This is a genomic window from Variovorax paradoxus, from assembly GCF_030811855.1.
Taxonomy (GTDB): domain Bacteria; phylum Pseudomonadota; class Gammaproteobacteria; order Burkholderiales; family Burkholderiaceae_C; genus Variovorax; species Variovorax paradoxus_L.
Genome location: NZ_JAUSRN010000001.1, coordinates 375354 through 395047, shown reverse-complemented (window position 1 = coordinate 395047; position 19694 = coordinate 375354). Strand labels below are relative to the sequence as shown.

At 66.1% G+C, this 19694-nt stretch carries 16 protein-coding genes and 1 pseudogene; 7 read left to right on the top strand and 10 right to left on the bottom strand.

All coding sequences use genetic code 11. The features are described from left to right. The first annotated feature begins 12 nt into the window (after positions 1–12). The gene (locus tag J2X92_RS02055) at positions 13–855 is read left to right on the top strand and encodes an ABC transporter substrate-binding protein (RefSeq protein WP_307572977.1); all 843 of its coding nucleotides are present in this window, start codon (positions 13–15) and stop codon (positions 853–855) included. Between the two features lie 14 nt (positions 856–869). Here the strand turns inward: J2X92_RS02055 and J2X92_RS02050 are convergent, their stop codons facing one another. Further along, a complete protein-coding gene (locus J2X92_RS02050; RefSeq protein WP_307572976.1) occupies positions 870–2579 on the bottom strand; it encodes a tannase/feruloyl esterase family alpha/beta hydrolase in 1710 nt (569 codons plus the stop codon). Positions 2580–2745: 166 nt separating this feature from the next. Here J2X92_RS02050 and J2X92_RS02045 point away from each other — a divergent pair, with 166 nt between their 5' ends. The 5 genes and pseudogenes from J2X92_RS02045 to J2X92_RS02025 form a co-directional block, all read left to right on the top strand. Continuing rightward, positions 2746–3642, top strand: coding sequence for a LysR substrate-binding domain-containing protein (locus tag J2X92_RS02045; protein WP_307573830.1), 897 nt, complete (start codon positions 2746–2748; stop codon positions 3640–3642). A gap of 80 nt (positions 3643–3722) precedes the next feature. Continuing rightward, positions 3723–5717, top strand: a complete 1995-nt coding sequence (locus tag J2X92_RS02040; RefSeq protein WP_373424773.1) for an aconitase family protein — start codon at positions 3723–3725, stop codon at positions 5715–5717. A 28-nt stretch (positions 5718–5745) separates the two neighbouring features. After that, a complete protein-coding gene (locus J2X92_RS02035) occupies positions 5746–6732 on the top strand; it encodes a Bug family tripartite tricarboxylate transporter substrate binding protein (RefSeq protein ID WP_373424772.1) in 987 nt (328 codons plus the stop codon). A gap of 180 nt (positions 6733–6912) precedes the next feature. Next, on the top strand, positions 6913–7416 hold the full coding sequence (locus tag J2X92_RS02030; RefSeq protein ID WP_307572975.1) for a nuclear transport factor 2 family protein: 504 nt from the start codon (positions 6913–6915) through the stop codon (positions 7414–7416). A gap of 248 nt (positions 7417–7664) precedes the next feature. Next, positions 7665–7778: pseudogene (locus J2X92_RS02025) on the top strand (aldehyde dehydrogenase family protein); the annotation flags it as partial. A gap of 109 nt (positions 7779–7887) precedes the next feature. On the opposite strand, the gene J2X92_RS02020 reads toward J2X92_RS02025, so the two are convergent. Genes J2X92_RS02020 through mdlC form a run of 8 tightly spaced genes read right to left on the bottom strand, consistent with a single transcriptional unit; the run spans position 7888 to position 17051 of the window. After that, the gene (locus J2X92_RS02020; protein WP_307572974.1) at positions 7888–8964 is read right to left on the bottom strand and encodes a maleylacetate reductase; all 1077 of its coding nucleotides are present in this window, start codon (positions 8962–8964) and stop codon (positions 7888–7890) included. After that, positions 8961–9305 (bottom strand): Dabb family protein, encoded by a 345-nt coding sequence (locus J2X92_RS02015; RefSeq protein WP_307572972.1) that lies wholly within the window; start codon positions 9303–9305, stop codon positions 8961–8963. The genes J2X92_RS02020 and J2X92_RS02015 overlap by 4 nt, the downstream gene beginning before the upstream one ends. A 36-nt stretch (positions 9306–9341) precedes the next feature. After that, the gene (locus tag J2X92_RS02010; protein WP_307572971.1) at positions 9342–10184 is read right to left on the bottom strand and encodes an intradiol ring-cleavage dioxygenase; all 843 of its coding nucleotides are present in this window, start codon (positions 10182–10184) and stop codon (positions 9342–9344) included. Positions 10185–10196: 12 nt separating this feature from the next. After that, positions 10197–11159 (bottom strand): Bug family tripartite tricarboxylate transporter substrate binding protein, encoded by a 963-nt coding sequence (locus tag J2X92_RS02005; RefSeq protein ID WP_307572970.1) that lies wholly within the window; start codon positions 11157–11159, stop codon positions 10197–10199. After that, positions 11156–12919: an FAD-dependent oxidoreductase gene (locus J2X92_RS02000; protein WP_307572969.1), complete on the bottom strand. Its 1764-nt coding sequence runs from the start codon at positions 12917–12919 to the stop codon at positions 11156–11158. Before J2X92_RS02000 ends, J2X92_RS02005 begins: the two co-directional genes overlap by 4 nt. A gap of 26 nt (positions 12920–12945) precedes the next feature. Further along, entirely contained in the window at positions 12946–13911 is a 966-nt protein-coding gene (locus J2X92_RS01995; RefSeq protein ID WP_307572967.1) for a Bug family tripartite tricarboxylate transporter substrate binding protein, read from the bottom strand. Positions 13912–13931: 20 nt separating this feature from the next. After that, positions 13932–15383 carry an aldehyde dehydrogenase gene (locus J2X92_RS01990; RefSeq protein ID WP_307572966.1) on the bottom strand — a complete coding sequence of 484 codons (1452 nt, stop codon included), beginning with the start codon at positions 15381–15383 and terminating at the stop codon, positions 13932–13934. A 39-nt stretch (positions 15384–15422) separates the two neighbouring features. Continuing rightward, on the bottom strand, positions 15423–17051 hold the full coding sequence (mdlC, locus tag J2X92_RS01985; protein WP_307572965.1) for a benzoylformate decarboxylase: 1629 nt from the start codon (positions 17049–17051) through the stop codon (positions 15423–15425). A gap of 84 nt (positions 17052–17135) precedes the next feature. Here mdlC and J2X92_RS01980 point away from each other — a divergent pair, with 84 nt between their 5' ends. Continuing rightward, complete coding sequence (locus tag J2X92_RS01980; protein ID WP_307572964.1) at positions 17136–18041, top strand: LysR family transcriptional regulator; 906 nt, start codon at positions 17136–17138, stop codon at positions 18039–18041. Here the strand turns inward: J2X92_RS01980 and mhpA are convergent. Further along, on the bottom strand, positions 18031–19671 hold the full coding sequence (gene mhpA / locus J2X92_RS01975) for a bifunctional 3-(3-hydroxy-phenyl)propionate/3-hydroxycinnamic acid hydroxylase MhpA (protein ID WP_307572962.1): 1641 nt from the start codon (positions 19669–19671) through the stop codon (positions 18031–18033). The two genes, J2X92_RS01980 and mhpA, sit on opposite strands and share 11 nt — an antisense overlap. Positions 19672–19694: the final 23 nt, after the last annotated feature.

Below are 19694 nucleotides of genomic sequence, written 5' to 3'. Positions count from 1 at the left end.
CAGGAGTCCAGCATGTCGAACAGAACCGCTTTCCGTCTTGCCGCCATTGGCGCCTGCTTTTGCGCCGCGCCTTTCCTGGCCCACGCCGACCAGTGGAGCGACATCAGCCAACGCAAGGAACTGCGCTGCGGCACCTTCGCCGACGTGCCGCCCTTCGCCGCTCCTGATCCCAAGACGCGCGAGATGGTGGGCCACGACGTCGACCTGTGCCACGCGCTCGCCAAGGAGCTCGGCTTGACGGCCAAGGTCACGCCGCTGTCGGTGGAGGCGCGGGTGCCCGAGGTCAAGCTCGGCCGCGTCGACGTGACCATTGCCAACCTGGCCTACACCAAGAGCCGCGGCGACCAGATCCAGTTCAGCGACCCGTACTACGTGGCCAAGGAAATGCTGGCGGTGAAGGCTTCCGACCCGGGCACCAGCAAGGCCGACTTCAAGGGCAAGCGCCTGAGCTCGACCAAGGGCTCGACCTCGGAGCTGTCGATCAAGATGAACGGCTCGGAGCCGGTGACCTTCCAGGACACGGGATCGGCGTTCATGGCGGTGCAGCAGAACAAGTCGGTCGGCATGGTCGCGAACACGATGACCATCACCAAGCTGGTCAACCAGTCGAAGACCGAAGGTGTGGCGCTCAAGATGATCGCGGAGCCGATGGTGCTTCAGCCCATTGGCGTGGGCATGAAGAAGGACGAGCCGGTGCTGCTGTCGAAGGTCAACGCCGCGCTCTACGCGCTGGAAAAATCCGGCGAGCTCGACAAGATCTGGGCCAAGTGGCTCGGGCCCAACACCGAGTACAAGATGGCGCGCCAGGAAAAGGTCACACCACTGGCCGATCTCAAGTTCGAACTTCTCCCCTGACCAGCAGTGCCGGCTCAGGAAGGCCGGCACTCATAGCTCGACGCCTGCGCGCGGTCGCCGCCAATGTAGTGCGGGTACCCCGGATAGCGGCACATGGGGCGCGAGGCCTGCATGGCAAATGGCGGCAAGGGCGCCTTGACGACCTGCACCAGGGCGTTCGCGGGCGCGTCGCCGGCGCTCACCCACCGGTCCAGCGGGTCGAGCAGGTCCACCATCGTCGGCACCGCCGGGCCGCCCGCAACCGCGCGCGAGTTGCCCGAATGCGTCGAGCCCGGTGAGACGTAAAGCCGTACCGACCTTTCGGCCGCCGCGCCGCCCAGGCGCGCCACGAGTGCATCGTGGTATTGAATGCCCATGAGCGCACTCTGTGCGCGGTCCGCGGCGTTCTCGCGCAGGATCAGCTTGCCGCCGCGCGCGAAGAAGGCCGACAGGTCCGGGTTCGTGGAATCCATCAGCGCCGAGGTCTTCTGCACCCGGTCACGGAAATCCTCCGGGCGATAGCCGCGCACATCGTGGTTCTTGTCGCGCGCAATCGCATAGCGGATCCAGTTGCTTCCATAGATCCATTGCGTGGAATTGCGCGCGGCGTCCGGCGGCGCCGCGGGTGCCGCCGTGCCGGAAACCCAACGCACCATGCTGGGCGCGGAGGGACCGTCGAGGCTGTCCTCGTGCCCATAGAGCCATGGCGGATACGCCGTCAGGCCGTTGGCGATGGGGAAAGAAAACTCATACGGCGAGTGGATGGCGCGCATCAGTCGCAGCTCGGCATCGGAGAGGCAGTGCACGCCTGCGTCACTGCCGCCTGGGCAGCGCAGGGGCTGCAGATCCACGCGGGCCTGGCATGCCATGTAGTTGTTCACGACACCATCAGCCAGCCCGTCGAGCGCGTCGCACGCGGCGGAAGTGGACTTGGCGATGAGCGCTGTTTTCTCGGGCTGCAACCAGTCCGCGTGTTGCGGTACCTGGTTGCGCACGAAGGCATGAAAGAGGCCAGTCCAGTTGATCACGGGAACGACGCTGACGATGCCGTCGTAGTCCGCCGGAAACCGCTGCGCCATCGTCAGCCCTTCGCGGCCGCCCTCAGAGCCGCCGAAGTAGTACATGCGCTGCGGGGGGCGCGCGTAGTACGCGCGCATGATGTCCACCGACGTATCCTTCACCTTCTTGTAGGAGGCGAAGGCGAAGTTCTCGAGCATCTCGTCGTTCATCGCGAAGGCGCCGGGCTCGCCGGGCGCGAACGCGGAGGCCTGGTGGCCGGAGTCCTGGCCGAAGGTCGCATAGCCCCGCGCGACTGGCAGCGGGTCGTCCGGCGCTGCGTCGCGCAAGGGCGCCAATCCGGTGATCAGCACCCCGTTGAAGCCGCCGCCACCGTACTGCAGCGCCTTGCCGTTCCAGGTGGTCGGCAGGTTCAACTGGAAGTTGATGGCCTGGGCCGCGGGGTCGCGCGATGCGATGGTGCCGCTGACCTTGCAGAACTGCGGAAGGGCCGGCACGAACGCCCCGCTGTTCACGGTTGCAGCGGAGGCCGGCATGAGAACGGCCGAGGTGACCGAGGCCTTGCCGCTGGGCAACCCGATCGCGCCTGGCGCGATGGCATGGCCCGCGAGGCTGGCGCAGGAGGCGGCGAGCTGACCGGCATTCGGCACCGTGGTGCACGCCGACAGGGCCAGGGTCAACAAGGCGAAGGCCGAGAGCGCGAGCGCCCGAAAAGAGATTCGCTTCATCATGTCTCCAGTTCTTTCTTCTACATCGGTCGTATCCGGGGTCAATACACCGAGTGGAAGCGTGTTGGTGGTCGCATTCTGCCGCGCCTTGCGAGGAGGCGCGTGGGGCCGCAGTGTGGGAGGCGGCGCATCAAGGCTCTATGCCACACTTGCAGTCCACCCACCGATGAAGACCGTGACCCGTCGAATCGATTCCTACAGCGTCAGGTTGTTCGTGGCGGCGGCTCGCGCCGGCTCCATCGTCCGTGCCGCTGCCGCGGAGAACATCGCGCCTTCGGCATTGAGCCGCAGGATTGCGGATCTGGAGCATGCATTCGAGACGCCGTTGCTCGTGCGCTCGCCGCGTGGCATTGCGCTGACCGACGCAGGCCGGCTGGTGCTGGCACGCGGCGAACGTCTCGACGATGAACTGCAAGCCCTGTTGCGCGAAGTGCAGAGCGAAGGCGGCGAAGTGCGGGGCACCGTGCGCCTTCATGCCAACATGTCCTCGGTCATCGGGTTTTTGCCTGAGCGCTTGCACCGCTTCATGGAGGCATACCCTGGCGTGGAGGTCGCCTTGCGTGAGGAGGATACCCGCGACGTGCTGCGCGCCTGTCTGGACGATCGCGCCGACGTTGGTGTGGGCGCCGATGTTGCGGTCCCGGCGGGCATGGATTCATGGCGCTTTGCCTCCGACCCCTTGCTTGTGGTTCTGCCTGCGGGCCACGAACTGGCGGACCTGCAGGCCATCACGTTCGCGCGTGCGCTCGAATATCCTTTGGTCGGCATTCATCAGGGCGGTGCGATGGACCGGTCGCTGAACGAACGCGCCACGGCATTGGGCAAGCGTTTCAACCCGAAGGTGACCGTCAGCAGCTTCGACGCCGTCTGCCGCATGGTGGAGGCCGGCCTCGGCATCGCCGTGGTGCCTCGGAGCGCGGTGACGGCTTATGCGGGGACCGACCGCTTTGCCAGACGTCCGCTGGCGGAAGAATGGGCCGACCGCGTCCTGAACATCTACGCCCTGCGCAAGACGCCGCAGCCCCGCGCAGTTGCGGCGCTCATCGAGAGTCTCCAAGGGTAATCACCGATCTCGCGGCCGGTGAGAGCCCCTGTGCCGTACGAGCGCTTTATGGCGCCGCCGCGGCCCGCGAACATCGGGGCATGCCAGCCTCCACGCCAGCCGCCGAAAGCGCCGAATGCATCCGGTTCAAGCCGCGCATTCTCTTCCTGAGCTGTTCCCCACGTATGGTCGAACAGAGCTTGCAGGGAGAACCTCTCGAACTCGCCGATGCGTTGCCGTTGCGTGACGATGTTTCGACCGACGAGATCACGCCGCTGCCGATCCTCACGCACTACGACGACAAACTGGGCCGTTACCCGTACACGGGCTTCAAGGCCGGCGAGGCATTTCCCATCGGCACCGATGCCATTCGCGCGTCGGGCATCGAGGTCGTGGTCGCGGGCAGGCGCTATGGAAAGGGCTCGTCGCGCGAGCACAGCCCGACCGCCGAGAAGGCGGCCGGCGTGCGGCTCGTCATCGCCGAAAGCTTCGAGCGCCTGTACCGGCAGAACGCCGACAACATTGGCTTGTTCACCTCGACCGACTTCGGCCTGGTGGCGCGCATCCGCGCGGGTGAGGCCATTCCGGTCGAAGACCTGGTGGCCGGCCGCGACGCGCTGGCCGCGGCGATCCTCAAGAGCGGCGGGCTGCTGCGGTTCGGCCAGCAGTTCATGCGCGACATCACGGTGCCGCCCGACGCGCAGGACGCACGCCCACGCACGCTGTTCGAGAAGATCGTGGCGCGCCACGCGCTCGCCACCGAGCTGACGCAGGCGCACCCAGCACCGGGCGACGGCGCCTTCGTGCGCGCCGACCTTCGCTTCATCCACGAGTACTACACAGGCATGGCCGCGCACATGCTCCATGCCACATTCGGCCGACCCCTCGTGTTGCACGACGCCGATTCCATCGTCGTCTTCGAAGATCACACCTCTTACGTCGCGGAGAGCCCCGCGCACGTACGCGGCGGTTTGGTGCCGAATGTTCACCGCATGGTCGAGGCGCAGCGCGAATTCGCGGCCGCCTACGGCTTGCGCTCGCATCGCACGCTGACGGAAGAACAGGCCGCGATGGACGACGGCACCAACGTGGCCGGCATTTCGCACGCCATGGTGGCGGAACACTACGCGCTGCCGGGCCAACTGGTGGTGGGCACGGATTCACACACGCCCCACAGCGGCGCGCTGGGTTGCGTGGCCTTCGGCATCGGAACCACGGACATGGCGAATGCCTTCGTGACGGGAGCGGTGCGGCTGACGGTGCCGCAGGCCCTGAAGATCGTGCTCGATGGCACGCTTGCCGCTGGCGTGACCGCCAAGGACGTCGTGCTGCAGCTGCTCGCGCTGCCCTTCGTGCGCGAGGGCGGCGGGGTGGGCAATGTGTTCGAGTTCACGGGAGACGTGGTGCGGCGCATGACCATCGACGAGCGCGCCACGCTCACCAACATGACGGCGGAACTCGGCGGCTTCACCGGCCTGGTCGCGCCGGATGCCGAGACCGTGCGCTTCCTGCGCGAGCGCCGCGGCATCGACTTCGAAATCGAGCCGTGGATGCGCAGCGACGACGGCGCGGTCTACGCCAGCACGCTTTTCATCGACGGCACGCAGATTCCCCCCATGGTCGCGGCACCGGGCGATCCCGGCAACGGCCTGCCGCTCGCGGCCGTTGATGGACCTGTGCGCATCGACATCGCCTACGGTGGCTCGTGCACGGCCGGCAAACGCGAAGACTTCGACCATTACCACGCGGTGCTCAGGTGGGCGGCGGACCGCGGGCTCAAAGTCGCGCCCGGGGTGGATCTGTATCTCCAGTTCGGAACGACCGCGGTGCGCGACCACTGCGTCGCAGCCGGGTACATGGATGCGTTCGAACGCGTGGGCGCGCGCATTCTTCAACCCTCTTGCGGCGCTTGCGGCAACTGCGGGCCGGGTGGTTCGGTGCGGGCTGACCAGGTCACTGTGAGCGCCATCAACCGCAACTTCCCGGGCCGGGGCGGACCCGGAAAGGTCTGGCTCGCCAGCCCACCCACGGTGGCGGCCAGCGCGATCGCGGGCGAACTCGTTTCGTTCGCCGCGCTTCAGGCGCGCCATCCATGAATTCCAACAAATCGAGAGAGACAAACCCATGCGTGCACATTCCCTTCGGAAAGCCATTTTTTCCCTTTCGTTTGCTGCGGCGTCGCTTGCAACGTCATTGATCGCCGCCGCGCAATCCTCGAATGCCGACCGGCCAATACGGGTCGTCGTTCCACTGGCCGCCGGTTCAACGGTCGATGCGGTCGCCCGCGCGGTCGCGCCAGCGTTCGGACGCGCGACCGGCCATCCGATCGTGGTGGAGAACGTCGTCGGCGCCGGGGGCATTCCGGGCACCGCCCAGATCGTGAAGGCCCCCAAGGATGGGCTCACGCTCGGCATGGTGTCGTCCAACCACGTCATCAATCCAGGCATCTACAAGACGATTCCCTACGACAGCATGAAGGACATCACGCCCATCGCGGTATTGGCCACCGTGCCCGTCGTGCTGGTGGTGAACAACGCGCTTCCGGTGAAGAGCGTGAAGGAGCTGCTGGCCTATGCCAAGGCCAATCCCGGCAAGCTCAACTATGGATCCGCCGGCAACGGAAGCGTGCTCCACCTGGCGGGGGAACTGATGGTGAGCGAGACCGGCATCGACATGAAGCACGTGCCCTATCGCGGCACCGGGCCGCTCATCACCGATCTGATCGGCGGGCAGGTGCAACTCGCATTCGTTTCGATCTCGCAGGTCGCCCCGCAGATCAAGGTCGGGGCGCTGCGTGCATTGGCGGTGTCGACGCCGGCGCGCTCCGCGGCCTTGCCCGACGTGCCGACGATGATGGAGTCGGGCGTGCCCAAGTACAGCTTCGACGCGTGGATCGCGTTGATCGGTCCGGCCGGACTGCCGAAGCCCACTGTCGACAGCTATGCCGCGGCGGTGCGAGAGGCCCTGGTGTCGCCCGAAGCAAGAAACGTCATCGCCGGTCAAGGCCTCACGGTGCTCAACACAGGGCCTGACCAGGCGCCAGCCTTCCTCCAGTCCGAGTTGGCGAAGCACCAAAAGCTGGTGAAGCAGTCTGGCGCTACCCTGGATTGAGGCGAATGGCGCTCATCGAGAGCTCACGTGCAACTACCGATCGCGCGGCCGGCGATATCCCCTCTGGCCGCAGCCAGCCTCGGATCGAGATGAAATGTTCATTGGTGTTTTCAAGGACAAAGGCCGTGCTGATCGTCTATAACGAAGCAGTCCAGTGCTTATCAACAACCGCCTTGATCCATGAAGAATCCTCTTTTTGCACAACTCCTCTTGGCGTTTGCCGCCATCTTGCCGGTCGCCGCAACAGCGCAGGTGCCTGTTCAGCCGGCCGTGGACCAGGAGCAGCTCCTGGCGAGCGCCGACCCGGCGCTGCGCGCCAACAAGCGCCTGGTCTACGACTTCTGGCGTGAGGTCTTCGAGGCGGGACAGGTGGCGCAGGCGGACAAGTACGTTGCCGAGTCCTACATCCAGCACAACCCCAACGTGCCTACCGGCCGCGCGGCCATGGTGGGGTTCGTCTCGCGACGGACCCCGACGCCTTTGCCGGTAGAGGCTCGTATCAAGGCACCGCTGGTCTCGATCGTCGCCGAGCGCGACACGGTGATACTGAGCTTCGTGCGCGAGTACCCCGAACCGCAGGACGCAACGCGAAAGTACACGACCACCTGGTTCGACATGTTCCGCCTCGAGAACGGCAAGATCGTCGAGCACTGGGACGGTGCCGTGAAGCCGCCGAAACCCTGATCGCGAAAGTCGACCGACTGGTCTGAGCAGGCGGGCCGGCGCACCTTATGGGCGCAGCCGAATGACGGCGAGCGACGATGTCGCACTTGCAATCAGCCGCGAGCGCTCCGCGTCATAGAGCTTCGCGTGGGCGAAGGCGATCTGCCGGCCAACCCGGTCGCCCCCCCGCTACCGCAATGAACTGGCCTTCCTGGCCGGCGCTTTGCATGTTCACGGTCAGGCTGATGGTGGCGCATGTACAGCCTGGCTTCAGCGGTGTGAAGCAGAGCGGGCTGGGGCGCGAGGGCTCGCACCACAGCATCGAGGAATTCCTTGAGGTGAAGTACCTGTGCTGGGATGGCCTTGCGCCGGCGTTCGGCTGAAGCTGCCGGCGCCTCTGCCGAACTGCTGGCCTGATGATGCCGATGGTCCGAGCTTGGTCGGGGTCGCCAATGATTCGTTGACCTGTGTTGGACCACAACAGGTAAGAGCCTACGCAGGTCGGACGCCATCGAAGGCGTTCCGGAGGAGTTGCCTGATCTCACCGCGCTGTGCCAAGCCGGCGTCTCGGGGGTTCCAGTACGGATTGCTCACGACGATATCTGCCGCAGGGTCGAGATCATCCTCCTTCATGCCGATGTCGCGCAGCGCCACCGGCGCCCCGTTGTCTCTCGCCAGATCGAACAGGCTCGCCGCGGCGCTGCTCTGCGCTGCTCCCCCGAGTGCGCGCTGGATGCGGGACATGGCTTCAGGCGCCGCTGGCGCGTTGAAGGCGATGGCCTGAGGCAGCACCACCGTGTGCACCTCGGCATGAGGCAGATTGAAGCTGCCGCCCAGCGTGTGGCACAGCTTGTGGTGCAGCGCCATGCCCACATTGCCAAGCACCGTGCCGCACAGCCACGCGCCATACAGCGCATCTGCGCGCGCATCGATGTCGTCGCTGCGCCGGCGGATGGCCGGCAACGCCCTGGCCAGTGCGCGAATGCCTTCCTCGGCCATCAGGTCCATCACGGGATTGCCGTCGCGCGCGTACAGACCTTCGACCGCGTGTGCAATCGCATTCATGCCGCTCGTAACACTCATGGCCACGGGCAGCGTCAGCGTGAGCTCCGGGTCGTAGATCACGGTGCGAGGCAGCACCCGCGCGTCCTTGCCGGTCTTCTTCAAGCCGCCCTCGGTGATGCCGTAGATGGGCGTCATCTCGCTCCCTGCGTAGGTCGTGGGAATCGCAAGAATCGGCAAACCGGAGTCGAGTGCGATGGCCTTGCCCAAGCCGGTGGTCGAACCACCGCCGATGGCAACGGCGCAGTCTGCGCCTAGGCGGTGCGCCTCGTCACGGGCCTCGCGCGCCGTCTCAATGGGCACATGCATGACGGCGCGCGCAAAAATGCCCGCCGCGCGGCCACCGAGACGCTCGGCCACCATCCGCGCCTGCCCCTGCTGCTCGGGCGTGCACAGCACCAGCGCACGGCGCGCCCCGAGCAGTTCGATCTCGCGCTCGAGATGCACCAAGCTCCCGGCGCCGAACACCACCCGGGACGGCTGGCTGTTGTAGACGAAGGCCTTCATGCGATCCCCGCCATGTCGCGCTCAGCCCAGGCTCGGCCGGCCCGGACTTCGTAATCCACCTGATGCCGGGCGATGCGGACGCCAGGCAGTTCGTCGCGTACCCGCAGATGTTCCGGATGCACCGCATACGCGGCCAATGCTTCCCAGGATTCGAACTCGCTGTACAACACGACGTCGCAGGCATAGTCAACGTTGCTGGCATCCATACCGATCTCCAGGTGGAGCAACCCGGGAATGCAGCCGCGCAGGCCATGGAAGCCGCTTTGAATGCGGTCCATGTTTCGCTGCTTTTCTTCGGCCGTGTCGCCGCTCACGTCCCACATGACGATGTGCCGAATCATTGCGCGTCCTTTGCAGTTGTTGACGAAGGCGAGATGTCAGGCATCCGCAGCGTCCCGCTTGTTCAGCACGAAGTCATATTCAACGACGTAGGAGCCATCGGCTTGCTGCTTCCAGTCGGCGATCAGCGACTGGCGCACACCGAACACGGCGTCCGAATCCAGGTAGCGATCGTCGCTGCGGAAGACGTGCGTGATCAGCTTCTCGTAGCCATCCGCCTCGATCAGGAAGTGCAGGTGCGCGGGACGCCACGGATGCCGGCCGGTGGCCTTCAGCAGATCGCCCACCGGGCCATCGTGCGGAATGGCGTAGGGAACGGCGAGGATCGAGCGGAAGTGGTAGCGGCCCTCGCTGTCGGCGTGCACGATGCCGCGCGCCTGCGCATGATCGATCTCCGCATGCTGCACGTCATACAGGCCGTCTTCGTCCGATTGCCACACGTCCATGCGGGCGTTGGCGACCGGCTCTCCGGCGATGCCGCGCACCGTGCCGCGTACCAGGCACGGGATGCCGTGCGCACCGTTGGAGATGTCCGCACCGAGTTCGTAGTGAGGTGCCCCTTCCACGTGGAACGGGCCGAACACGGTCGCCTCGGTACAGCCGGCAGGCTTGTCGTTGTTCTGCGCCACCGTCAGCATCGACAGGCCCAGCACGTCCGACAGCAGGATGAACTCCTGGCGCTTGTCGTCGGTGATGTGGCCGCAGCGGGTCAGGAATTCGATGCCCCTGAACCACTCTTCTTCGGTCAGTTCCACCTCGCGAGCAAAGGCATGCAGGTGCTGCACGAGACTGTCCATGATGCGCTTGAGCCGCGGGTCAGGCGCCTGCGCCTGCCGCGCAAGCACGGCGTCGGTGATGGTGTGATGGTTCAGATTGCGCATGACGACTTTCCTTCAGTCCAGTTGCAGTTGGGTCCGCTGCGCGACCGTACCCCACTTGGCGAAGTCCTCCTGGCTGCGCCGTTGAGCCTCCGGCGTGCTGTAGTCCTCGACACGCAGGTCCATCTCCGCCAGACGTGCTTTCACGGCCGGAGCCTGGAGCGCGGCACGCACGTCGCGCTGGATTTTCTCGACGGTAGCGGCTGGCAAGCTCGACGGTGCGGCCAAGGTCTCGAAGAAGGTGGCATCGAAACCTGGATGTCCGCTCTCGGCAACCGTCGGCACGCCGGGCAGCAGGCCCGATCTTTCCTTTCCGGAGACGGCGATCGCGCGCAGCCGCCCGCTCTGGACATGCGGCAGAACGACGGAGGAGACGATGAAGCCGCAGTCCACATGGCCGCCCATCACGTCCTGCGCGGCGGGGCCGGGACCCTTGTAGGGCACATGGGTGAGCCTGGTTCCGGTCGTGGCCAGCAGCATCTCCATGGCCATGTGGCTTGGCGAGCCCGCGCCGCCGGAGGCATACAGCCGGGTGGATGGCAACTGGATGAACTTTGCGAGCGATGGAACTTCGGCGGTTGGGTTGCACACCAGCAACTGATTGAAACTCGCGAAGTAGGTCACCGGCTTGAGCGAAGCCTTCGGATCGAAGCCCAGCTTCTTGTACAGATGGGGATTGATGGTGAGGATCGTGTCGGGCCCGACGAGCAGTGTGTGGCCATCCTTGGCTTGCGCGACTTCCCCGGCGGCCAGGTTGCCTCCGGCACCTGTCTTGTTCTCGATAACGACCGGCTGATTCCAGGCGGCCTGAAGGGCCGGCTGTATCAACCTGGCGATCACGTCACCCGGGGTGCCCGGCGGAAATGCCGCCACCAGGCGGACCGGCTTGGTCGGCCAAGCCTGCGCGAATGCCGAAGGAGCCATCGCCAAGGCGATTGCAAGGACGGCGAGACGAAGAAGCGGGGTGCTGACTTTCATGACGGGGCTCCTCTCGTCGCATCGACGGAGATTGTTGTTGAAGGTATTGACGTGGCGTGTGGCGCTCCGGCGAAAGACCGGGCCGTGACGCGAGACAGCACACTTGCTGCATCGTCCACGGCTGCACCGCGCCACGCGACGATCTGGTCCGGTCGGATCAGGGCAAGCGGCGCTTCATAGAGTTCACGCAGGGACGGCTGCGGCAGCCGCACGACGCGCAGATCCATTTCCAGAGCCCGGGCCGCGGCTTCGAAGGCCTCGGTAGCGGGGGCATCAGGCCCCAGCGCGAGCAGGGTCCATTCGGCGTGGAACAGGTCGAACAACGAGCGTCCGTCATCGAGCCACGCATGCGGTGGCCGGCCGCCCGGACTGGCGGTGGGTGTGTAGGCATTCGGCTCGTCCGGCGGCAGCACGGCGCCATCGCCGAGGATGATCGGCGAGCCGTCGTACCGGCCGCCGAAGGTCACGCCCGGAATATTGAATTCGAGCCGGGCATGCGCATCAAAGTGCAGGCCCGCGAGCTTGCGCTCGGCATCGCCCCGCACGGAGGTTTCTTCCAGTTCGGGCTTTGCCGCGAAGAGCCCCACCGAGTCGGCGAACTTGCGCGCGTAGCCGGTGTTGCGTTCGGCCAGTGGCCTGCGCTCGGCTTCGTAGCTGTCGAGCAGCGCCAGCGGTGCCTGGCAGCGGATCACGCTCGCGAGCTTCCAGCTCAGGTTGACCGCATCCTCGACGGCCGTGTTGTAGCCCAGCCCGCCGGTGGGCGTGAACAGGTGGGCCGCATCGCCCGCAATGAAGACCCGGCCCTGCTGGAAGCGCTGCGCCACCAGCGCGTGCCCGGCAAGCCAGGTGCCCATGGAGAGAATCTCGATCGGCACGTCGACGCCCACTGCCTCGGCAAAGACGCGGCGCGCATCGGCCTCGGTCCAGCCGTCGGCGTCTTCGCCGGGGCGCAGCGCCGCATGAAAGGCGTACTCGGACACGCCGTCCACCGAGGCCATGAAGGCACGCCTTTCGTGGTTGACGGCCACGTACATCCAGGCCTTGGGAGATTGCAGTGCAGAGAGGAACCGGGGCGCGCGAAGGTAGATGGCAAACATCTTGCCGCCCATGAACTCGCGCTGGATGCCGCTCACGCCGCCCCACTCGATGCCCAGCTGTTGCCGGACCAGACTGCGCGCGCCGTCGGCACCGATCAGGAACTTCGCGACCACGTCCTGCGCAGGACCTCCTTCGCTCGGCCGCACCGTGGCGCTCACCGATTCACCGTCGTCGCTGAAGCGCTCCAGCCGCCAGCCATAGCGCACATCGGTGGAAGGCCAGGCCTGTGCATGGCGGCGCAGGGCTTGCTCGACGAATTTCTGCGACACGCGATGCGGCAGCTCGGCGGCGCTCCAGGACCCGCTCATCGTCTTGACCTTGACCGCGGCCTCGGCGGCCGTGGGCAGGCTGATGCGGGCCAGCTCATGGCCGGCCAGGCGCGTGAAGTAGGCGATGTCCGTCGGGTGATCGGCCGGCAGCCCCAGCGCACGGATCTCGTGCGCGAAGCCGAGCCGGCGGAAGTGCTCCATCGTGCGGGCCTGCGTGGCATTGGCCTGCGGGTTGAAGGCGGTGCCCGGCTTGGCATCGACGAGCAGGCAGCGGATGCCGCGGCGGCCGAGCTCGTTGGCGAGCATCAGGCCGCAGGGGCCGCCGCCGGCGATCAGCACATCCGTGGCGATGAGGGGAGGGTGGCCGGCATCGGGCCGGAACGTGGCGGTCATCGGCTGTCTTTCTTCTTCTTCATGCATCAGTCGGCGCGGATGCCGCGCTCCCGGATCACGGTGCCCAGCCGCTTGAAGTCGGCCGCGCCCTTGTCGCCGAAGGCTGCGGACGTCAGCGGCTCCGGCACGTTGCCGAGGGTTTCGATGGTTGCCCTGACGGCCGGCAGTGCCAGTGCGCGGTTGACTTCGGCATTGATCCGCTGGATCACGGCCGGCCGCGTGCCGGCAGGCGCGTAGAGGCCGAACACCGCATCGGCGTCGAAGCCCTTGAGCCCGAGTTCGTCGAGCGTGGGTACCTCGGGCATCTGGGGCGCGCGCTTGAGGCTTGCGACCGCCAGCATGCGCAGCTTGCCGGTCTTGACGTGCTGGATGCTGATGCCGGGATCGAACAGGAAGTCGATCTGGCCGCCCAGCAAGTCCGTCAGCGCGGGCGCCGCGCCGCGGTAGGGCACGTGGATGGCCGTCGTTCCCGTCTGGCCCGTCATCATCTCCGCCGCGAGATGAGGCGAGCTCCCGTTGCCGGGCGATCCGAACGAGCGCTTGCCGGGGTTCGCCTTGAGGTCGGCGACCAGGCCCTTCAAGTCCTTGACCGGGCTGTCGGCGCGGACCACCAGGTAGAACGGCACGCGAGCGACGGATGCGACCGGAACGAGATCCTTCGCCGGATCGAAGGGCATCTTTGCGTAGATGTGCGGGTTGATCGACACCATGCCGCCGGAGCTCATCAGGAAGGTATAGCCGTCGGGCGGCGACTTGGCGACGAAATCGCCGCCGAGGTTGCCGCCCGCACCGCCCCTGTTCTCCACGAGCACCGGCTGGCCAAGGGCTTCGTGCAGCGGTGCGCTGATCACGCGGGCCAACTGGTCGGCCGCGCCGCCGGGCGCGAAGTTGGCGACGATCTTGATCGGCTGCTTCGGCCAGTCCTGGGCCTGGGCGATGCCGCACGGTCCGAGGCCGAGTGCCAGCGCCGCGGTTGCGAGCAGGGATTTCATGGGGTGTCTCCTGCTTTTCATCAGAACGGATAGTGGCGCTCGGTGGTCTGCACCGTGAGCCAGCGCAGTTCGGTGAAGGCGTCGATGCCGGCCTTGCCGCCGAAGCGGCCGTAGCCCGAGTCCTTCACGCCGCCGAAGGGCATCTGCGCCTCGTCGTGCACGGTCGGGCCGTTCACGTGGCAGATGCCGGAGTCGATGCGATTGGCCACCTCCCAGGCACGTGCGATGTCGCGCCCGAACACTGCGGCAGAGAGACCGTAGGGGTTGTCGTTGGCCACGCGTACCGCTTCGTCGACGCCGTCGACACGCACCACCGGCTTCACGGGGCCAAAGCTCTCTTCATGGTAGATGCGCATCTGCGGCGTGACGTGGTCGAGCAGCGTCGCGGGCATCAGCGTGGTCTCGGCCTTGCCGCCGCACACGAGCTTCGCGCCCTTGGCGAGCGCGTCGTCGATCAGCGTGTTGCAGCGCTCGACGGTGCTCGCATCGACGACCGAACCCAGCACCACCGGCCCCTTGCGCGGATCGCCCAGCGGCAGCTGCACGGCCTTGGCGGCGAGCTTCGCGACGAAGGCATCCGCGATCTTGCGGTCCACGATGATGCGCTCGGTGCTCATGCAGATCTGGCCGCTGTTGGCGAAGGCGCCGAAGGCCGCGCCGTTGACTGCGGCATCAAGGTCGGCGTCATCCAATACGACCAGCGGGGCCTTGCCGCCAAGCTCGAGCACCGCCGGCTTCAGGTACTTCGCGCAGGTCTGCGCGATCAGCCTGCCGACGCGGGTGGAGCCGGTGAAGTTCACTCGGCGCAACGCTGTATGGGCAATGATCGCTTCGACCACCTCGGCTGCATCCGCCGGCGCATTGGTCACGAAGTTGACGACGCCCGGCGGGAAGCCCGCATCCTTGAACGCTTCAACGATCAGTCCGTGGGTCGCAGGGCTGAGTTCCGAGCCCTTGAACACGACCGTGTTGCCGCAAGCGAGCGGCGTGGCGATCGCACGCACGCCGAGGATCACCGGCGCGTTCCAAGGCGCAATGCCGAGCACCACGCCGGCCGGTCGACGCAGGCCCAGGGCCAGGCTGCCGGGCACGTCGGAGGGGATGACCTCTCCGCTGATCTGGGTCGTCATGCCGGCCGCCTCCTGCAGCATGCCGGCCGCCAGGTGCACGTTGAACCCGGCCCACGGGGCGCCAGCACCGGTCTCGGATGCCATGGCATCCGTCAGTGCCTGTGCCTTGGCCTCGATGGCCTGTGCCGCCTTCAGCAGCAGCGCCCTGCGTTCGCCCGGGCCGGTGCGGGACCAAGCCGGAAACGCGGCTGCGGCGGCTTCAACCGCTGCCACGGCGTCGGCCTTCGTGGCGGCCGGCGCGATGGTCGCCACCGTGCCGTCGAGCGGATTGCGGCGCTCGAAGGTGGCACCGTCCGCAGCCTGGCGGTCCTCGCCATTGATCAACATCGATATCGTGCCCATCGTCTTGTCTCCTTATAGATTTGGAAAAGCGAAAAACCGTCAGGCCACTTCGATCTCGACCAGCATCGGTGCGGTCGATTGCAGCGCCTGGTGCAATGCGGGACGCAGTTGCTCCGCGGTGTCGACGCGCAGACCCTTCATGCCTTGCGCGCCAGCAAGCGCAACGAAATCGAGATCGGGCAGGTCGGTGCCCGGCACATGCTCGTCAGGCCGGTAGCCGAAGATGCGGGCGAACTCGTACAACGCGGCGTAGCGGCGGTTCTTCAGGATCAGCACCGTGACCGGCAGCGCCAGCTGGGCTGCGCTCCACAGTGCCTGGATGGCGTACATCGCCGAGCCATCGCCCACCAATGCAATGACCCGTGCACCCGGTTTTCCCAGCGCCACCCCGACAGCGGCCGGAAGGCCATAGCCCAGGCCGCCACTGCACATGGTGTAGAAGGTTTCCGACTCGAAGACCGGCAGGTGGCCGTGCATCACGGGCCGTGCGCTGGGTGCTTCCTCGACCAGGATGCTGTCGCGCGCGCGCACGTCGGCCAGCGTCTGCAGGACCCACGCCACCGGCAGGCGTTCGCCGGGCTCGGGCTCTGCGACGCGCTGCGGCCGCACGTGGGCAGGTGGTGCCGGACGATCGCTCGGCGTGCTGCACTCGAGCAGATCGAGCAGTCCGAGGCGGATGCTGCCGATCACGGAAGTGCCGGTCGGCGCCCAGGCCGCGACCTGCGGATCGTCCGTCAGCTGCACCAGCTCGCATCCTTCCGGCAGGTGCGGTCCTTGGCCCGGCACATGGTAGGTGAACGCCGGCGCACCGAGCGCAAATACGAGGTCGTGACCGGCGAGCCGTTCGACGATGCGCTCGCGCATTGGCGGCAGGAAGCCTCCCCACAGCGGATGATCTTCCGGAAAGCTGCATCGGCCCGACATGGGTGCGACATACACACGCGCGTTGTGCCGCTCGGCCAATTCAACCGCTTCTTTCCACGCCTCGTCGCGATCGACCGCGGCACCGACCACGAAGGCGGGGGAACGGGCGCCATCGAGGGCCGCGGCAATGCGCGCGAGAAGGTCGGGGTCTGCACGCACGTGGCGGCTGACCTCGCGTGCATCGACCGGCAATGTCTGGACATCCCAGTCGTCCGACGGGATCGAGACCAGCACGGGGCCGCGCGGCGGCGTCATCGCGATGTAGTAGGCCCGTGCAATCGCCAGCGGAACGTCCTCGGCCCGCGCCGGCTCGACGCTCCACTTGACGTAAGGCCTCGGCAGCTCGGGCGCCTGCGTGGAGCCGAGGAAAGGTTCGAAAGGCAGGATCGATCGCGCCTGCTGGCCGGCCGTGATCACCAGCGGCGTGCGGTTGCGAAAGGCCGTGAAGATGTTGCCCATCGCATGGCCGACGCCGGCGGCGGAATGCAGGTTGACGAAGGCCGCGTTGTGCGTGGCCTGCGCGTAGCCGTCTGCCATGCCCACGACCACGGATTCCTGCAGGCCGAGCACGTAGCGGAAGTCTTCCGGGAAGTCGATGAACATCGGCAGTTCCGTCGAGCCCGGGTTGCCGAACACGCTGGTCATGCCGAACGCGCGCAGCAGCTTGAAAACGGCGTCGCGCACGGTCAGGGTGCCGCCGGCCTGGAAGGGCGCTTGCGCGGGAAGTTCGACGTGTCGATCCATGAATGCTCCTAGATGAGGTCCGCAGTTTTGCGTTTGCCGCTCTATTCATCAATACAATGAAATGTCTAGAGCAAAATAAGCTGTATGCATACTGAAAAGCTGGACATGAACCTGCTCCGCCTGTTCGAAGCGGTGTACCGCCTCGGCAGCGTCAGCCGCGCCGCCGATGCGCTGGGGTTGTCGCAGCCGGCCGCGAGCCAAGGTCTGACGCGATTGCGGCTTGCCTTGGGCGATGCGCTGTTCGTGCGCGCCAACGGGCGCATGCGCCCGACGCTGCGCGCGGAGCGGCTGGCGAGCGTCGTGCAGCCGGCCGTGGCCGCCATCGAGGATGTGCTGCGGGACGAAGACACCTTCGACCCCTCGCGCTCGCGGATGACCGTTCGGCTGCATCTGAACGACATCGGCGAGGCTCGGCTGCTGCCGGAACTGATGGAAGCCTTGCACCGCCAGGCACCCGGCATTCGGGTGCATACGACTCCGCTGCCGCACGGGGAGATCACCGATGCCCTTGAAACCGGGGCGATTCATTTCGCACTCGGGTTTCTGCCCTCGGTCAGCGGAACGGAGCGCGTCGAGCTGCTGCGCGATCGCTACGCGGTGGTGGTGCGGGCAGGGCATCCGATGGCCAAGGCCTCGAAGGCCTCGGATGTCCGCATGACGATCCAGGACCTGCGGCGCCTGGAGTACGTGGCCGTGCGCTCGCACTCGGAGACCTTTCGCATCCTGCAGCAGCTCGGCCTCGATGAAAGGCTGGTGCTCAACTCGGCGCACTTCCTTGCGCTGCCGGCGATCATTGCGCGTACCGATTTTGCCGTCGTGATGCCGCAGGCGATTGCGCGCAGGTTCATCGAGCCGAAGCGCTATGTGGTGCTCCCGGCGGAGCTTCCCCGCAGCGCCTTCACCGTGTCGCTGCACTGGAGCCGCCGCTTCGAATCGGACCCCGCGCACCACTGGATCCGCAATCTCTTCATCGGCCTTTTTAAGGACTAGGGACGCTGATGGTGGAATGATGCCGCCTTGTCGAGGTGTGCTGCAACTGCAGCAGGAAGCTTTCGGCCAGATGCACGAGACCTGCACGATCGGCGTGTCCATACACCACGAAGTCGGGACGCGTCAGAACGGCATCGGCGTCGAGCGACTCCAGAAATGGGGCGTACACGCCGTCGGCATCTATCACGCGATCGCCCTGGCACAGACCTGAAGCAGGTGCCAGCTCGACGAAGCGGACACCGACCGCCCGCAGCGCGGCCTTGAGCGTCGCAGGCAACTCGTCTGTCACTTCGGGGTTTGCGAGAAGGGCGAAAGAGAACCCGACATGCTCATCGAAGCGCATCGTGCGACCGTCCACCGTGATGCGGCCCTGTGGAGCCAAGGTCCCTGCCTGCCGCATGGGTCTTCCATCGGCCCCTTTGGCCAGAATGCCATCGGTGAGCACCGGAAACTTGGGTTTCGGCGCGAGATTGAACTTGAACAGCAGGTCCCGCACCGCCGCTTTCACAGGGCTCGAGGTGTTGGCCACCAGTCCCAGCGCACGCGAGTCCAGCATGATCTGCTGGGCGTGCGGCCTGCGTTCCGATTCGTATGCATCGAGCAGGCTCGCGTCGGACAGGCCGCGAAGCACGAGGTCGAATTTCCACGCGAGATTGGCGGCATCGCGCATGCCGGAGCAGGCACCTTGTCCGAGGTATGGCGGATTCGTGTGTGCGGCATCTCCGGCCAGAAAGACCCGCCCGACCTTCCAGGACTTGGCCAGACGACACTCGAAGGTGTAGACGAGATTGCGGATGAGATCCAGGTCTTCCGGCTCCAGCCCGTGGTACTGCTTGAGCATGCGAAATGCAGCATCGACGGTCTGCATCTCCTCTGTTGTCTCGTCAGGCAGCAAAGCGAACTCGAATCGTTGCCGCTTCGTGCCAATCGGCATGAACATGTGACCACGGCGCGGATCGCACACCTGGATGGCGTTTTCGTCGAACTTCGATGGCAGCTTGCGACGAGGCTCGGTGTCCACGCACAGCCAACGCTCGTTGAAGCCGAAGTCGATGCGGTCGACCCCGAGGGCCTCGCGCACGAAGCTGTTCGAGCCGTCCGATCCAACGAGGTAGCGAGCGCGCAAGCTCAACTCGGATCGTGGCGGAGAAGAGGGATCCTTCGCCTTCCCCCACGGCACGCATCTCAGGGTGACGCCCTCGGGGTTCTGTTCGAGGCCGTTGGCGAGATATCCTCGATAGAGGTGCACATTGGGAAGGGACGTGATTCGCTCGTGAATCGCCTCCTCTATGTGGGGCAGATGGACCGAGATATGGTCATCCCACAGCATCCGGCGCGTATTACCAACCCCGCCCACGTCCAGCAGGAGCTGCCCCTTGCCATTGAACCAGTGGTAGTGGGGCGTGGTCCACGCGTCCCGCAGGGCCTGGTCAGCGTCCGCGCAGACGGAAATCAGTCGAGCCGTCTCGCCGTCGATATGTGTCAGGCGCGGCTTGCCATACAAGTTCGGCCAGCGTTCGACGACCGCCACCTGATGGCCTTGCTGTCCCAGCAGTGACGCAAGGACAAGACCGCTTGGTCCGTACCCGACCACGATCACGTCAAATTCAAAGCTTGTGGATTCTTCCAATTCATGTCTCCTTCATTGTTCTC

Coding starts and splice junctions, on each gene's coding strand:
- J2X92_RS02000 (WP_307572969.1), bottom strand. CDS start 12,919: ATGACCGCCACGTTCCGGCCCGATGCCGGCCACCCTCCCCTCATCGCC.
- J2X92_RS02040 (WP_373424773.1), top strand. CDS start 3,723: ATGCCAGCCTCCACGCCAGCCGCCGAAAGCGCCGAATGCATCCGGTTC.
- J2X92_RS02045 (WP_307573830.1), top strand. CDS start 2,746: ATGAAGACCGTGACCCGTCGAATCGATTCCTACAGCGTCAGGTTGTTC.
- J2X92_RS02010 (WP_307572971.1), bottom strand. CDS start 10,184: ATGCGCAATCTGAACCATCACACCATCACCGACGCCGTGCTTGCGCGG.
- J2X92_RS01995 (WP_307572967.1), bottom strand. CDS start 13,911: ATGAAATCCCTGCTCGCAACCGCGGCGCTGGCACTCGGCCTCGGACCG.
- J2X92_RS02015 (WP_307572972.1), bottom strand. CDS start 9,305: ATGATTCGGCACATCGTCATGTGGGACGTGAGCGGCGACACGGCCGAA.
- J2X92_RS02050 (WP_307572976.1), bottom strand. CDS start 2,579: ATGAAGCGAATCTCTTTTCGGGCGCTCGCGCTCTCGGCCTTCGCCTTG.
- J2X92_RS01980 (WP_307572964.1), top strand. CDS start 17,136: ATGCATACTGAAAAGCTGGACATGAACCTGCTCCGCCTGTTCGAAGCG.
- J2X92_RS01990 (WP_307572966.1), bottom strand. CDS start 15,383: ATGGGCACGATATCGATGTTGATCAATGGCGAGGACCGCCAGGCTGCG.
- J2X92_RS02020 (WP_307572974.1), bottom strand. CDS start 8,964: ATGAAGGCCTTCGTCTACAACAGCCAGCCGTCCCGGGTGGTGTTCGGC.
- J2X92_RS02035 (WP_373424772.1), top strand. CDS start 5,746: ATGCGTGCACATTCCCTTCGGAAAGCCATTTTTTCCCTTTCGTTTGCT.
- mdlC (WP_307572965.1), bottom strand. CDS start 17,051: ATGGATCGACACGTCGAACTTCCCGCGCAAGCGCCCTTCCAGGCCGGC.
- J2X92_RS02005 (WP_307572970.1), bottom strand. CDS start 11,159: ATGAAAGTCAGCACCCCGCTTCTTCGTCTCGCCGTCCTTGCAATCGCC.
- J2X92_RS02030 (WP_307572975.1), top strand. CDS start 6,913: ATGAAGAATCCTCTTTTTGCACAACTCCTCTTGGCGTTTGCCGCCATC.
- J2X92_RS02055 (WP_307572977.1), top strand. CDS start 13: ATGTCGAACAGAACCGCTTTCCGTCTTGCCGCCATTGGCGCCTGCTTT.